At 70.0% G+C, this 13,895-nt stretch carries 13 protein-coding genes; 5 read left to right on the forward strand and 8 right to left on the reverse strand.

Translation table 11 applies throughout. The features are described 5' to 3' along the window. Positions 1 to 51 precede the first annotated feature (51 nt). The 4 genes from ACFXC1_RS26925 to ACFXC1_RS26940 are packed head-to-tail and all read right to left on the reverse strand — an operon-like array spanning position 52 to position 4,515. Positions 52 to 1,005, reverse strand: a complete 954-nt coding sequence (locus tag ACFXC1_RS26925; RefSeq protein ID WP_381246681.1) for a MerR family transcriptional regulator — start codon at positions 1,003 to 1,005, stop codon at positions 52 to 54. Then, positions 1,002 to 1,925: a metal-dependent hydrolase gene (locus tag ACFXC1_RS26930; protein ID WP_381246684.1), complete on the reverse strand. Its 924-nt coding sequence runs from the start codon at positions 1,923 to 1,925 to the stop codon at positions 1,002 to 1,004. The genes ACFXC1_RS26925 and ACFXC1_RS26930 overlap by 4 nt, the downstream gene beginning before the upstream one ends. Next, positions 1,922 to 3,676 (reverse strand): SDR family oxidoreductase, encoded by a 1,755-nt coding sequence (locus tag ACFXC1_RS26935; RefSeq protein WP_381246687.1) that lies wholly within the window; start codon positions 3,674 to 3,676, stop codon positions 1,922 to 1,924. Before ACFXC1_RS26935 ends, ACFXC1_RS26930 begins: the two co-directional genes overlap by 4 nt. Beyond that, positions 3,673 to 4,515 carry a M24 family metallopeptidase gene (locus tag ACFXC1_RS26940; protein ID WP_381246690.1) on the reverse strand — a complete coding sequence of 281 codons (843 nt, stop codon included), beginning with the start codon at positions 4,513 to 4,515 and terminating at the stop codon, positions 3,673 to 3,675. Before ACFXC1_RS26940 ends, ACFXC1_RS26935 begins: the two co-directional genes overlap by 4 nt. 246 nt (positions 4,516 to 4,761) lie before the next feature. Here ACFXC1_RS26940 and ACFXC1_RS26945 point away from each other — a divergent pair, with 246 nt between their 5' ends. From ACFXC1_RS26945 to ACFXC1_RS26965, 5 genes are all read left to right on the forward strand, one after another. Beyond that, positions 4,762 to 5,742, forward strand: coding sequence for an ABC transporter ATP-binding protein (locus ACFXC1_RS26945; RefSeq protein WP_026179266.1), 981 nt, complete (start codon positions 4,762 to 4,764; stop codon positions 5,740 to 5,742). Continuing rightward, positions 5,732 to 6,640 carry an ABC transporter permease subunit gene (locus tag ACFXC1_RS26950; protein ID WP_381246692.1) on the forward strand — a complete coding sequence of 303 codons (909 nt, stop codon included), beginning with the start codon at positions 5,732 to 5,734 and terminating at the stop codon, positions 6,638 to 6,640. The genes ACFXC1_RS26945 and ACFXC1_RS26950 overlap by 11 nt, the downstream gene beginning before the upstream one ends. Then, positions 6,637 to 7,548 carry an ABC transporter ATP-binding protein gene (locus ACFXC1_RS26955; RefSeq protein WP_381246694.1) on the forward strand — a complete coding sequence of 304 codons (912 nt, stop codon included), beginning with the start codon at positions 6,637 to 6,639 and terminating at the stop codon, positions 7,546 to 7,548. Before ACFXC1_RS26950 ends, ACFXC1_RS26955 begins: the two co-directional genes overlap by 4 nt. Before the next feature lie 11 nt (positions 7,549 to 7,559). After that, entirely contained in the window at positions 7,560 to 8,279 is a 720-nt protein-coding gene (locus tag ACFXC1_RS26960) for an ABC transporter permease subunit (RefSeq protein ID WP_200709318.1), read from the forward strand. A gap of 80 nt (positions 8,280 to 8,359) precedes the next feature. Then, positions 8,360 to 8,599, forward strand: coding sequence for an SGM_3592 family protein (locus tag ACFXC1_RS26965; protein ID WP_381246697.1), 240 nt, complete (start codon positions 8,360 to 8,362; stop codon positions 8,597 to 8,599). A 335-nt stretch (positions 8,600 to 8,934) separates the two neighbouring features. On the opposite strand, the gene ACFXC1_RS26970 is transcribed toward ACFXC1_RS26965, so the two are convergent. The 4 genes from ACFXC1_RS26970 to efeB all read right to left on the reverse strand — a co-directional run bounded on the left by ACFXC1_RS26970 (position 8,935) and on the right by efeB (position 13,888). Continuing rightward, positions 8,935 to 9,738, reverse strand: coding sequence for an HAD family hydrolase (locus ACFXC1_RS26970; RefSeq protein ID WP_381246699.1), 804 nt, complete (start codon positions 9,736 to 9,738; stop codon positions 8,935 to 8,937). Next, positions 9,735 to 11,012 carry a serine--tRNA ligase gene (serS, locus tag ACFXC1_RS26975; protein WP_381246702.1) on the reverse strand — a complete coding sequence of 426 codons (1,278 nt, stop codon included), beginning with the start codon at positions 11,010 to 11,012 and terminating at the stop codon, positions 9,735 to 9,737. The genes ACFXC1_RS26970 and serS overlap by 4 nt, the downstream gene beginning before the upstream one ends. A gap of 573 nt (positions 11,013 to 11,585) precedes the next feature. Next, a complete protein-coding gene (gene pheA / locus ACFXC1_RS26980) occupies positions 11,586 to 12,518 on the reverse strand; it encodes a prephenate dehydratase (protein WP_093627985.1) in 933 nt (310 codons plus the stop codon). Between the two features lie 71 nt (positions 12,519 to 12,589). Beyond that, complete coding sequence (gene efeB, locus ACFXC1_RS26985) at positions 12,590 to 13,888, reverse strand: iron uptake transporter deferrochelatase/peroxidase subunit (RefSeq protein WP_381246705.1); 1,299 nt, start codon at positions 13,886 to 13,888, stop codon at positions 12,590 to 12,592. Positions 13,889 to 13,895: the final 7 nt, after the last annotated feature.

Below are 13,895 nucleotides of genomic sequence, written 5' to 3' on the forward strand. Positions count from 1 at the left end.
TGTAGTTATCCACAGGGGATTTGGCGTTTCTGTGGACAACTCCCTGTCATGTCACACCTGTTCGTCAAGATCAGCTGGGGGACGCCCGCTTGGCATGAGCGCATCCAACGCCCTTGCCCGCAGCTCCCGTTCAGCCGCCAGCGCGACGAACTCCGCCGCGTTCGCCGCTCCAACCAGCGCCTCCACAGCCCGCATTGTCTCCTCGGGCACGGCCACGGAACGTGACGAGGACACCGACGGCGAAGACTCCGCCGCCCCCAGGTGCTGCCGTAGCGAACGGTTGGCGAACAGCCGCATCGCGCGGGCGAGTTCCGCGTCCACAGTCTGCTGCGCGAGCGGGCGCAGCCGTCGTACGAGAGAGGCCGCCTCGGCCGCGTCCGCCTCGGTCGGGCGGTGCGGTCCTTCGAGGTAGCGGGCGAAGACGTGCTCGGTGGTGAACTCCAGGAAACGGGAGGCGATGTGCTCGACCTGGACCCTCAACTCCCGCAGATGGGACGAGATCGCGGACAGCGGTACTCCCGAGGCGCACAACTCGACGGCCACGGCGAGCTCTTGGGGGCTTGGTACGAGGAAGGAGTCGGTGTCCCCGGGGACCGGCTCCAGTACGCCGAGTTCGACGGCGTCGGCGACGGCCGCGTCGTCCGGGCTGCCGCCGAAGCGCCGCTCCAGCTCGGCGCGCGAGATCCGGGCCGCCTCCTCGTCCGTCCACGGCCCGTCGACCTCCGCGACCAGCCCGAGCACCCCGCCCAGGCCACGGCCCGCGTCCCAGGCCTCCAGCAACTCCTTGATGGAGGCCAGGGTGTAGCCGCGGTCGAGCAGGTCCGCGATCTGGCGGAGCCGGGCGAGATGGACGTCCGCGTACACGTTGGCCCGCCCGCGCCGCTCGGGGCGGGGGAGCAGCCCGCGGTCCTGATAGGCGCGGATCGTCCGGACCGTGGCCCCGCTGAGCTGGGCGAGATCCTCGATCCGGTAGGTGACTTCACGGGGGTCGGTCCCGGCACTCACGCGGCCCCCGCCCCGGTCCGTGCCGCCGGTGACCGTCTCAGGTACTCCACCGCGCGGCTCAGCGATCCCTCCCGGGACGGATGGTAGGAGCGCCGCAGATAGCGCGGGACGGCCGCGCCGAGCGACCGCCAGGTGGGCAACAGGCCTTTCCGTACGGCCCTGTTGTGCTCGGCGAGCGAGTAGCGGACGCGCCCGGCGAGCTGGGGATCGTGGCGGATCAGGTAGGCCGTGCCCCAGGCCCACAGGTAGAGCATCACGGGCGCGGTGACCGTCATGCCGGCGATACGGCGGGCGTACCGGGGGAGACCGCGGCCTCCGCAGTGCTGGAACATGTCGAAGGCCACCGCGCGGTGTTCGACCTCCTCCGCGCCGTGCCAGCGCAGCAGGTCGAGCATGATCTTGTCGGCGCCCGCCCGGTCGAGGTCCTCGGCGGCCAGGATCCAGTCGCCCAGCACCGCCGTGAACTGCTCGATCGCCGCGACGACCGAGAGCCGGAAGCGCAGCCACTCGCGCTCGGGCAATGGCGCGCCGAGCGGCGGGCGTTCGCCCAGCAGCCGTTCGAACAGGAAGTCGACGTGCTTGGTGAAGTCCGCCGTGTCGAGCCGCTGGGCTGCGAGATGGTCCAGTACGTGCGCGTGCTGCACGCTGTGCGTGGCCTCCTGGCCCATGAACCCCTTGACGTCCGCGAGGAGTTCCGGGTCCCTGACCAGCGGCAGGCCCTCCTTGAGGACCTTCACGAACCACCGCTCCCCCGCCGGCAGCAGCAGGTGCAGCACGTTGACGACATGCGTGGCGGTCGGCTCGTCCGGGATCCAGTGAAGGGGCGTGCGCGACCAGTCGAAGGAGACCCGGCGGGGCGCGATCGCGTGGCGCTCGCTCACATCAAGCTCGTTCGGGTGGTGCTCGGGCGCGGCGGTCACAACGGCGGCTCCACGCGGGCGATCGCCCGCAGCGCGCGCGGGGCGAACCGGGACAGCAGATGGGCACCGCGCGCCTCCGGGGTGACCGGTACGACGGCCTGGTCGCGGACGACCGCCCGCAGAATCGCGTCGGCGACCTTCTCCGGCGGGTAGTTCCGCAGCCCGTACAGCCGCGCCGACCTCTTCTGGCGCCGCTTCTCCTCGTCGGCGTCGACCCCGGCGAAGTGCGCGGTCGATGTGATGTTGGTGTTGACGAGGCCCGGGCATATCGCCGAAACGCCGATTCCCTGCCCGGACAGTTCCGCGCGCAGGCACTCGCTGAGCATCAGGACAGCCGCCTTGGAGGTGCTGTAGGCGGGCAGCGCCTTGGAGGGCTGGAAGGCCGCCGCCGACGCGGTGTTGACGATGTGGCCGCCCTGGCCGCGCTCGGCCATCTGCTTCCCGAAGAGCCGGCAGCCGTGGATCACGCCCCACAGGTTGACGTCGAGGACCTTCTTCCAGTCCTCCGGGGTGGTGTCGAAGAAGGAACCGGAGAGTCCGATTCCGGCGTTGTTCACGAGGACGTCCACCACGCCGTACTCCCCGGCGACCTTCGCGGCGAGCTTCTCCATGGCCGGTCCGTCGGAGACGTCGGCCTCCTCCGCCCAGGCCTCGGGGGCGCCGATCAGCCGGGCCAACTCGGCGGTGCGGGCGGCACTTTCGGCATCCCGGTCGACGGCCACCACGCGCGCGCCCGCCTCGGCGAACGCGAACGCCGTGGCCCGCCCGATCCCGCTGCCCGCCCCCGTGACCAGCACGAGCTGCCCGCCGAACCGCTCGGCGTATTTACCCGTCCCCGTGGCCGTCACCGGACCCCCTTCGTCGGCCGTCACGAACTCAGTGATCCAGGAGGCCAGTTGATCGGGCCGCGTGCGCGGGATCCAGTGCTTGGCCGGCAGCGTCCGCCGCACCAGCTCCGGTGCCCACTCCTCCAGCCCGTCGTAGAGCCGCTCGGAGAGAAACGCGTCTCCCAGGGGCGTGATGAGCTGCACGCGCGCGTGCGCGTACGCGTCCGGGCGCGGCCTGCGCAGCCTGGCGCGGACGTTGTCGCGGTACAGCCAGGCGCCGTGGGCCGCGTCCGTGGGCAGCGAGGAGGTCGGGTAGTCGCCGCCGGGCACCTTCTCGACGAGCTCCAGGATCTTCGGCCAGCGTTTGCCGAGCGGGCCGCGCCAGGCGAGTTCGGGCAGCACGGGCGTGTGCAGCAGGTACACGTACCAGGACTTGGCGCCCTGGCCCAGGAGTTGGCCGACGCGGCGCGGGGTGGGCCGGGTCAGGCGCTTGTTGATCCAGTGTCCGAAGTGGTCGAGGGAGGGCCCGGACATCGACGTGAAGGAGGCGATACGGCCCTTGGTGCGCTCGACCGTGACGAACTCCCAGCACTGCACCGAGCCCCAGTCGTGCCCCACCAGGTGCACCGGCCGGTCCGGGCTGACCGCGTCCGCGACCGCCAGGAAGTCGTCCGTCAGCTTCTCCAGGGTGAACCCGCCCCGCAGCGGCCGCGGGGCCGTGGACCGGCCGTGGCCCCGGACGTCGTAGAGCACGACGTGGAAGCGGTCCGCCAGCCGGGACGCGACCTCGGACCACACCTCCTTGCTGTCGGGATAGCCGTGCACCAGGACCACGGTGGGGTTCGACGCGTCCCCCAGCTCGGCCACGCACAGCTCGACCCCGCCGGTCCGCACCCGGCGCTCTCGCGCACCCTCAAGCGTCACTTGTCCTCCGCCCAGCGCCGCACGTGCGGCAGATCGTCGTCCAGCCAGAAGGCGCTCTGTTCAGGGTCCTTGGAGTCGGTGACGACGAGGATCTCCTCGAACTTGGCGCCCGTGCCCCGGAATCCGAGATGCGGTTCGACCGCCCACAGGCCGGGGTGCGGGGGGTGGTCGGAGAAGCGGTACGGCGACCACAGCGGGGACCAGCCGTCTCGGTGGCCGTGCAGAGCGTCGCTGGCGAGGCCCTTCAGTGCCTGGGTGCCGAACCCGAACAGCCGTGGGGACCAAGGGCGTTCGGCGACCCGGTCGACCTTGTGCGCGATCACGCCGAAGGGATACGCGCGATGCCGGTTGGCGTAGCCCTGGCGGACCATGAGGCGGTCCACGTCCTCGTAGATCTCGCGCAGCGGGCGCCGCTCGCGCACCTCGCGCAGCAGCAGCTCGCGATGGGCCTCCAGGTCGGCCATCAGCCGGTCCTGCACCGGGTTCGCGCCCAAGGAGCCCGAATACCCGATGTCGGCCGTGAATCCCTTGTACACGGGGGCCATGTCCAGAATGAACGGCATCCCGGGCTCCAGCCGGCGGTTCGTGGGGAAGAACTGCAGCGGCACCCGGAAGTTGGTGAACGCCGTGCGGTCGCCGAACCAGGCGAAGGGCAGATGGAACCAGTCCCTCACACCCCTCGCGCGCAGCCACGACCGCTGCATGCGCGCCGCGTCCCGCTCGGTCACCCCGGGCTCCAGCCGGGCCGCGACGGCTTCGGCGCACTCGTACGCCAGCCGCTGGACCTCCCTGAACCCCCGCAGTTCCGCGGAGAGTTCGCGTGTCACCGCCGTAGTCATGCCACCGCCCCACCTGTCCACATTGACTGCGGTACGTGCTCGTAACTTGACACTGGTGAATGTGACAGTTGTTAGAGGCTGCGTCAATAGCCTTGATCTCTACCTGTGGACAACCGTGAGGGCGGGTCGTGTAGCTCTCAGGTAGGGGCATCCCCTACGGGCCCGTACGTCTGGAGTCTGACGTGAGGACAGCTCTGCGGGGTGACGACCGGAGTGGTCCGCGTCACTACCTTCGTAGACGTGACTGTGATCGCGACCGAAAGCCTGAGCAAGCGGTTCCCCCGGGTGACCGCGCTTGACCGGCTCTCCGTGGACGTCGGCCCCGGTGTGACGGGGCTCGTCGGTGCCAACGGAGCCGGCAAGTCGACCTTGATCAAGATCCTGCTGGGTCTGTCCCCCGCCTCCGAGGGCCGAGCCGAAGTGCTCGGACTCGATGTCGCCACCAAGGGTGCCGACATCCGCGAGCGCGTCGGGTACATGCCGGAGCACGACTGCCTGCCGCCCGACGTCTCGGCCACCGAGTTCGTCGTCCACATGGCGCGCATGTCCGGACTGCCGCCCACCGCCGCGCGCGAGCGCACCGCGGACACGCTGCGCCATGTCGGTCTGTACGAGGAGCGCTACCGCCCCATCGGCGGCTACTCGACGGGCATGAAGCAGCGCGTCAAGCTCGCGCAGGCCCTTGTCCACGACCCGCAGCTGGTCTTCCTGGACGAGCCGACCAACGGCCTCGACCCGGTCGGCCGCGACGAGATGCTCGGCCTGATCCGCCGGATCTACACGGACTTCGGCATCTCGGTCCTGGTGACCTCGCACCTGCTGGGCGAGCTGGAGCGCACCTGCGACCACGTGATCGTGGTCGACGGCGGCAAGCTCCTGCGCTCCAGCTCCACCACGGACTTCACCCAGACCACGACGACCCTGGCGATCGAGGTCACCGACACCGACGAGCACCCGGACGGCACCCGCGCGGTGCGCGAGGCGCTCCACGCGCGCGGGGTGGACACCCACGACGGCAGCGGCCTGCCGGGCGCGGGCCACGTCCTGCTCCTGACGGCCTCGGGCGAGGAGACGTACGACGTGGTCCGGGACGTGATCGCGGACCTGGGCCTCGGCCTGGTGCGCATGGAGCAGCGCCGCCACCACATCTCCGAGGTCTTCACCGACACCGAGACCGGCACCGACAGCGACGCAGAGCGGAAGGAGGCCGTAGGCCATGGCAATTGACCAGCCCCTGGTCCCCCAGCCGGGCGACCAGACCCGTATCCACAACATCGGCTACCGCAACTACGACGGCCCCCGCCTGGGCCGTGCCTACGCCCGGCGCTCCCTCTACTCGCAGTCCCTGCGCGGCGCCTACGGCCTCGGCCGCTCGGTGAAGTCCAAGGTGCTGCCGATGCTGCTGTTCGTGGTCATGTGCGTGCCCGCGGCCATCATGGTGGCCGTCGCGGTCGCCACGAAGGCCAAGGACCTGCCCGTCGACTACACCCGCTACGCGATCATCATGCAGGCCGTCATCAGCCTCTATGTCGCCTCCCAGGCACCCCAGTCCGTCTCCCGCGACCTGCGCTTCAAGACCGTCCCGCTGTACTTCTCGCGGCCTATCGAGACCGCCGACTACGTGCGGGCCAAGTTCGCGGCCCTCGCCTCGGCCATGTTCATCCTGACCGCCGCGCCTCTGATCGTGCTCTACGTAGGAGCGTTGCTCGCGAAGCTCGACTTCGCCGACCAGACCAAGGGCTTCGCCCAGGGCCTCGTCTCCGTGACCCTCCTCTCCCTGCTCTTCGCCGGCATCGGCCTGGTCATCGCGGCGGTCACCCCGCGCCGCGGCTTCGGCATCGCGGCCGTCATCGCCGTACTGACCATCTCCTACGGCGCCGTCTCCACCCTCCAGGCCATCGCCGACGCGCAGAACGCCACGAACGCCATCCCCTGGATCGGTCTCTTCTCGCCCGTCACGCTGATCGACGGCCTCCAGTCGGCCTTCCTGGGCGCGAGTTCGGCGTTCCCCGGAGGCGTCGGCCCCAGCCACGCGCAAGGTGTCGTCTACGTCCTCGCCGTCCTGGGCCTCATCGCCGCGACCTACGGCCTCCTGATCCGCCGCTACCGGAAGGTGGGCCTGTGACCACGCTCTCCATCGACCATGTCTCCCGCTGGTTCGGCAACGTGGTCGCCGTCAACGACATCACCATGAACGTCGGCCCCGGAGTCACCGGACTCCTCGGCCCCAACGGCGCCGGAAAGTCCACCCTCATCAACATGATGGGCGGCTTCCTCGCCCCCTCCACCGGCACCGTCACCCTCGACGGCCAGCAGGTGTGGCGCAACGAGCAGATCTACAAGCACATTGGGATCGTCCCCGAGCGCGAGGGGATGTACGACTTCCTCACCGGGCGTGAATTCGTCGTCGCCAACGCCGAGTTGCACGGTCTCGGCGCCAAGGCGGCCCAGAAGGCGCTGGCGACCGTCGAGATGGAGTACGCGCAGGACCGCAAGATCTCCACGTACTCCAAGGGCATGCGCCAGCGCGTGAAGATGGCGTCCGCGCTGGTACACGAACCGTCGCTGCTCCTGCTCGACGAGCCCTTCAACGGCATGGACCCGCGCCAGCGCATGCAGCTCATGGACCTGCTGCGGCGGATGGGCGACGAGGGCCGCACGGTGCTGTTCTCGTCCCACATCCTCGAAGAGGTCGAACAGCTCGCCTGGCACATCGAGGTCGTCGTCGCCGGACGGCACGCGGCCAGCGGCGACTTCCGCAAGATCCGCCGCCTGATGACCGACCGCCCGCACCGCTACCTGGTCCGCTCCAGCGACGACCGCGCTCTTGCGGCCGCCCTGATCGCCGACCCGTCGACCTCGGGCATCGAGGTCGACCTCGCCGAGGGCGCGCTGCGCATCCAGGCCGTCGACTTCGGCCGGTTCACCGCCCTGCTGCCCCGGGTGGCCAAGGACCACGGCATCCGCCTGCTCACGGTCTCGCCGTCGGACGAGTCCCTCGAGTCCGTCTTCTCGTATCTCGTCGCGGCGTAGGAGGCCAAGAGATGTACGACCCCACAGTCGCCCGACTCACCTACAGGGCCCTGCTCGGCAAGCGCCGGGCCCTCATCCTGGGCGCCCTGCCCCTGCTGCTGATCGTGATCTCCGTGGTGGTGCGTGCCCTCGCCGGCGCCGACGACCAGACCGCCGTCGACGTGCTGGGCGGCCTCGGCCTCGCCACGATGGTGCCGATCATCGGCGTCATCGCGGGCACCGGCGCGATCGGGCCGGAGATCGACGACGGCTCCGTGGTGTACCTGCTGTCCAAGCCGCTGAAGCGGCCCACGATCATCTTCACCAAGCTGATCGTGGCGGTCGGCGTCACCATGGTGTTCTCGGCGGTCCCCATGCTGATCTCCGGGCTCATCCTGAACGGCAACGGACAGCAGATCGCCGTCGCCTACACGGTGGCCGCCCTGGTCGCCTCCATCGCCTACGCGGCACTCTTCCTGCTGCTCGGCACGGTCTCGCGGCACGCGGTGGTCTTCGGGCTCGTCTACGCCCTCGTCTGGGAGGCCCTGTTCGGCTCCCTGGTCGCAGGCGCCCGCACGCTCAGCGTCCAGCAGTGGTCCCTGGCCGTCGCCCACAAGGTGTCCGGCGGGGAGCTGGTGACCTCGGACGTCGGGCTGACCACGGCGACGATCTTCCTGGTCGCGGTCACCGTCGGAGCGACCTGGTACGCCGGACAGAAGCTGCGCTCGCTGACCCTCGCCGGCGAGGAATGACAGGTCCTGATCTTGACGGGGGCTTCATCTCTGTCCGGGCACACTGGGCAAACGGGGACGCACGGCTAGGAGGAACGGGGATGGCTGGAGAGGCAACGTACGGCGGCGGTCAGGCCGAACCGGGGGACGGCTGGGACAAGTTGGTCCTGGACGACGACTTCATACGGTCCGCCGAGACGGCCGAGCCGTCCGCGCGCGCCCGGATGCTCGCGGCCCGCTGGCGCAACGAGTCGCCCGAGCCGCAGCCCTGGCGCTCGGACGAGCCGCCCGCGGGCTGGTTCTTCAGCAAGGCGCGTCGGCGCAGGTGGCGACGGGGCTAGCCGTCACACGGCCGTCCCCTGCTCATCACGCGGCTGTCCCTTTTATTCGGTGGCGTCCAACTCGGCGTACAGGCACAGTTGTTCTGTCGACGCCGGAGCAGCCGGCGCCACCGACTGGGAGAGGAGCTGGACGATGTCGATGCACGACAGGACGTCCGACTCCCTTCAGGGCAGCCCGCGGCGGTCTCCGGAGTAGTTACCCCTCCGTCGAGTCGCCCACCACGGGGAGCTGCCCGGGGCGGCCGCTTCGAGCACGCGACTCATTATCGCGTGGGCCGCCCACCCTGTTGCCCCCCGTCGGAGGGGGCAAGCCGAGCTGGGGCGGTTGCCCACACCTACGCGAGCAACCGCTCCAGCACGACCGCGATGCCGTCGTCCTCGTTCGAGGACGTCACCTCGTCCGCCACCGCCTTGAGCTCCTCGTGGGCGTTGGCCATCGCCACGCCGTGGGACGCCCACGCGAACATCGCGATGTCGTTGGGCATGTCGCCGAAGGCGATCGTGTCGGCGGACTTCAGGCCCAGGCGGCGGGCAGCCAGCGACAGGCCGGTCGCCTTGGTCAGGCCCAGCGGAAGCAGCTCGACGATGCCCTCGCCGGCCATCGCGACCGAGACGAAACCGCCGGCCGCGAGCGTCGCCGCCTCGGCGAGCTGGTCGTCCGTGAGGGTCGGGTGCTGGATGTAGATCTTGTTCAGCGGCGCCGCCCACAACTCGGACACGTCCGAGAGCGGGGTCGAGGGCAGCGAACCGGTCACCGTGTAGCCGTCGCCGACCAGCACATCGCCGTCCAGGCCGTCCCGGCTCGCCGCCAGATACAGCGGGCCGACCTCCGCCTCGATCTTGGCGAGCGCCACCCCCGCCAGCTGCCGGTCCAGCGTCACCGAGGTCAGCAGGCGGTGCTCCCCGGCGTCGTACACCTGGGCACCCTGGCCGCAGACCGCGAGGCCCTCGTAGCCGAGGTCGTCGAGGATGTGCCGGGTCCAGGGGACCGCGCGGCCGGTCACCACGATGTGCGCGGCACCGGCCTCCGCGGCCGCCGCGAGGGCGGCACGGGTGCGCGGCGAGACCGACTCGTCGGAGCGCAGGAGCGTTCCGTCGAGGTCGGTCGCGATCAGCTTGTACGGGAAGCCGGTGCTCACTTGGCGACCGGCTCCAGGACCTCACGGCCGCCGAGATACGGGCGCAGCACCTCGGGCACCCGCACCGAGCCGTCGGCCAGCTGGTGGTTCTCCAGGATCGCCACGATCGTGCGCGGTACGGCACACAGCGTGCCGTTGAGCGTGGCCAGCGGCTGCACCTTCTTGCCGTCGCGCAGCCGTACGGAGAGCCGGCGGGCCTGGAAGCTGTCACAGTTGGAGGCCGAGGTCAGCTCGCGGTACTTGCCCTGGGTCGGGATCCACGCCTCGCAGTCGAACTTGCGGGAGGCGGAGGCGCCCAGGTCGCCCGAGGCCACGTCGATGACCTGGTAGGGCAGTTCGAGGCCGTCCAGCCACTGCTTCTCCCAGTCCAGGAGCCGCCGGTGCTCGTTCTCCGCGTCCTCGGGGAGGACGTACGAGAACATCTCGACCTTGTCGAACTGGTGCACGCGGAAGATGCCGCGCGTGTCCTTGCCGTAGGTGCCGGCCTCGCGGCGGAAGCACGGGGAGAAGCCCGCGTAGCGCAGCGGGAGCTTGTCGGCCTCGAGGATCTCGTCCATGTGGTAGGCCGCGAGGGGGACCTCGGAGGTGCCGACCAGGTAGAAGTCGTCCTTCTCCAGGTGGTACACGTTCTCCGCGGCCTGGCCGAGGAAGCCGGTGCCCTCCATGGCGCGCGGGCGGACCAGCGCCGGGGTCAGCATCGGGACGAAGCCGGCCTCCGTGGCCTGCGCGATCGCCGCGTTGACGAGCGCCAGCTCCAGGAGGGCGCCGACGCCGGTGAGGTAGTAGAAGCGCGAGCCGGACACCTTGGCGCCGCGCTCGACGTCGATGGCGCCCAGCGCCTCGCCGAGCTCCAGATGGTCCTTGGGCTCGAAGCCCTCGGCGGCAAAGTCGCGGATCGTGCCGTGCGTCTCCAGGACGACGAAGTCCTCCTCGCCGCCCACGGGCACGTCCGGGTGCACGAGGTTGCCGAGCTGGAGCGCGAGGCGCTTGGTCTCCTCGTCCGCCTCGTGCTGCTCGGCGTCGGCCGCCTTGACGTCGGCGGCGAGCTGTCCCGTCTTCTTGAGCAGCTCGGCCTTCTCGTCCCCTGAGGCCTTGGAGATGAGCTTGCCGATGCTCTTCTGCTCGGAACGCAGCTCGTCGAAGCGGACGCCGGACGACCTGCGTCGCTCGTCGGCGGACAGGAGAGCGTCGACGAGCGCGACGTCCTCTCCACGGGCGCGCTGGGACGCGCGCACACGGTCGGGGTCCTCACGGAGCAGGCGAAGGTCAATCACGCGGACCAGGCTACCGGTGCGGGGTTCCGGCTCACGACTTGGTATTCCGAACTGAGGCTTACATCCAGTTATGAGGTAATTGCGCAGAGTGTCAACGCCGGTGGATACGAGTCAATAAAAGAGCGTCCCACTCCCTGGAACGGGGCAGGCGCGGGGCGGCCCGTTGACTCGAATCCCTTGTGGGAAACGGGACTTGAGGCCGTGGTTGTCCACAGGAATCCACATCCCGGAAGAGTTATCCACAGGCTGTGTGGAAGATCTGTGGATGCCGGAAGTGATCATTCCTGAAGGGGTCTCCGGGGCAAGGAATTCCCGACCCAAACGTCCCTCACACCCACTTTCGGGTGGAATTGCGTCGCTCCATAGGATTGCCCGAAGGAAACGGGTGGACGAAGAGTGACCTACGCGCCGGTGCACGCGCCGGGGGCCTGTAGGGAGATTTGTCGACAGACTGATGCTCCGCTGTCGACTTGTCCCCAGGTCGAGAAGTGGGCCTGTGGATAACTTCTGTGGATAACGAAGATACGCAGGTACTACCGGAGCACTGTTGGTGCACTGCCGGTGCACTGTCGGTCAGAAACGGCCGTCCTGGCAGTGCGCGACCCAGTCCGCAGCCGACAGGAACTCCTCGTCCGAGGTCCCCGGGAACAGCGGCCGCACCCCGTCCACGCCGACGTCCGCGCGCGGGTACGAACCGAGGAAGCGCACCTGCAGACAGATCCGCTTGAGCCCCATCAGGGCCTCGGCGACGCGACGGTCCGAGATGTGTCCCTCGGCGTCGACGCAGAAGCAGTAGTTGCCGATGCCGGCGCCGGTCGGGCGCGACTGCAGCAGCATGAGGTTGATGCCGCGGGTGGCGAACTCGCCGAGCAGGTCGCGCAGACCGCCGGGGTGGTCGTCGCGCTGCCAGATCACGACCGACGTCTTGTCCGCGCCGGTCGGCGCCGCCGGGCGGGCGGGCCTGCCCACCAGCACGAACCGGGTCTGCGCGTTCTCCGCGTCGTGGATCTCCGTCTCCAGGGCCTCCAGCCCGTACCGCGCGGCGGCGAACTCACCGGCGAACGCGGCGTCGTAGCGGCCCTCCTGGACCAGACGGGCGGCGTCCGCGTTCGAGGCGGCCGACTCCCACAGGGCGTCCGGGAGGTTCGCCTTCATCCAGTTGCGGACCTGCGGCTGGGCGGCCGGGTGCGCCGAGACCGTCTTGATGTCGGAGATCTTCGTGCCGGGCCTGACCAGCAGCGCGAAGGTGATCGACAGCAGGACCTCGCGGTAGATCATCAGCGGCGCGCCCGCGACCAGCTCGTCCAGGGTGGTGGTGATACCGCCCTCGACGGAGTTCTCGATCGGCACGAACGCGGCCTCGGCCTCACCGGTACGCACCGCGTCGAGCGCGGACTGCACCGACACATACGGGATCAGCTCCCGGGTGGCCGCCTCGGGAAGCGTCCGCAGGGCGACTTCGGTGAAGGTGCCCTCAGGGCCGAGATACGCGTAGCTGGCTGGCATGACTTCACCCTAATGGGCCTTGCGGAAGCCGGTGCACCCTTCCCTGACCGGCCACCCCAACGGGCGACCGCTCACCCCTCCAGCAGCCGCTGCCCCACGTACTCGCCCTCCGCCGCCCCGCCCGGCACCGCGAACAGGCCGCTCGCCTCGTGCCGGATGTACGTCGACAGGGCGTCGCCGCGGTCGAGCTTGCGCTGGACGGTGACGAAGCCGCGCAGCGGGTCTGCCTGCCAGCAGACGAAGAGGAGCCCGGCGTCCGGGGTGCCGTCGGCCGCGATGCCGTCGTGGTACGAGAAGGGGCGCCGGAGCATCGCCGCGCCGCCGTTCTGGTCGGGGCGGGCGATTCGGGCGTGCGCGTTGATGGGGACGACCAGGGCGCCCTTCGCGTCGGTCTTCTCCAGGTCCATCGCGGTCGTCTCACCGCCCCCGGAAAGGGGCGCCCCGTTGGACTTGCGGCGCCCGACGACGTTCTCCTGGGCGCCGGTCGAGAGCTTCTCCCAGTCGTCGAGGAGCATGCGGATCCGGCGTACGACGGCGTAGGAGCCGTTCGCCATCCACGCCGGGTCGTTCGAGCCGGACGCCGGCACGAAGATCCGTTTGTCGAAGTCGGACTCGGTCGGCTTGGGGTTGCGGGTGCCGTCGAGCTGGCCCATCAGATTGCGGGCCGTCATCTTGTGGGCCGTCGCACCCGGCGTCCGGTTGAAGCCGTTCATCTGCCAGCGGACCTTCGCGGCGCTGCCCGCGTCCTTCTGGATCGTGCGCAGGGCGTGGAAGGCGACCAGGGCGTCGTCGGCGCCGATCTGCACCCACAGGTCGCCGTTGCTGCGCGACCTGTCGAGCTGGTCGGAGGAGAAGTCGGGGAGCGGGTCGAGGGAGGCGGGGCGCTGCTTCTCCAGGCCCGTACGGGAGAAGAAGCTGTTGCCGAAGCCGAAGGTGATCGTCAGCGACGAGGGCCCCGCGTCCCGGGCGACATCCGTGTCGTCCTGCGCCGCCGGCTCGCCCGCCATCAGCCGCTGGGCGGTCGTCGACCAGCGGCGCAGCAGGGCCGCCGCCTCCTTGCGGCTCGCGCCCGCCGCCAGGTCGAAGGCGACCAGATGGCCGCGCGCCTGGAGGCCCTCGGTGATGCCGGGCTGATGTTTCCCGTGAAACATTGCCCTGTCCGCGCCGAGCGAGGTCAGCGGAGTGGCCCCGGCGGGGGCAGCCGCGTACCCCACGGCCCCGCCCGCCGCGCCGAGCACGAGCCCGGTGGCACCGGCCGTACCGAGGAGCCGTCGGCGGGAAACACCCTCCCCGGGGGAGGCGTTTTCGGAAACGACCCCCCCGGGAGGTGCCTTTACGGTGCGAGCCTCGGGAATGGACTGGTCAGGCATGGCGTGG

The sequence above is a fragment of the Streptomyces hokutonensis genome, assembly GCF_042751305.1.
In the GTDB taxonomy this organism is placed as follows: Bacteria; Actinomycetota; Actinomycetes; order Streptomycetales; family Streptomycetaceae; genus Streptomyces; species Streptomyces hokutonensis_A.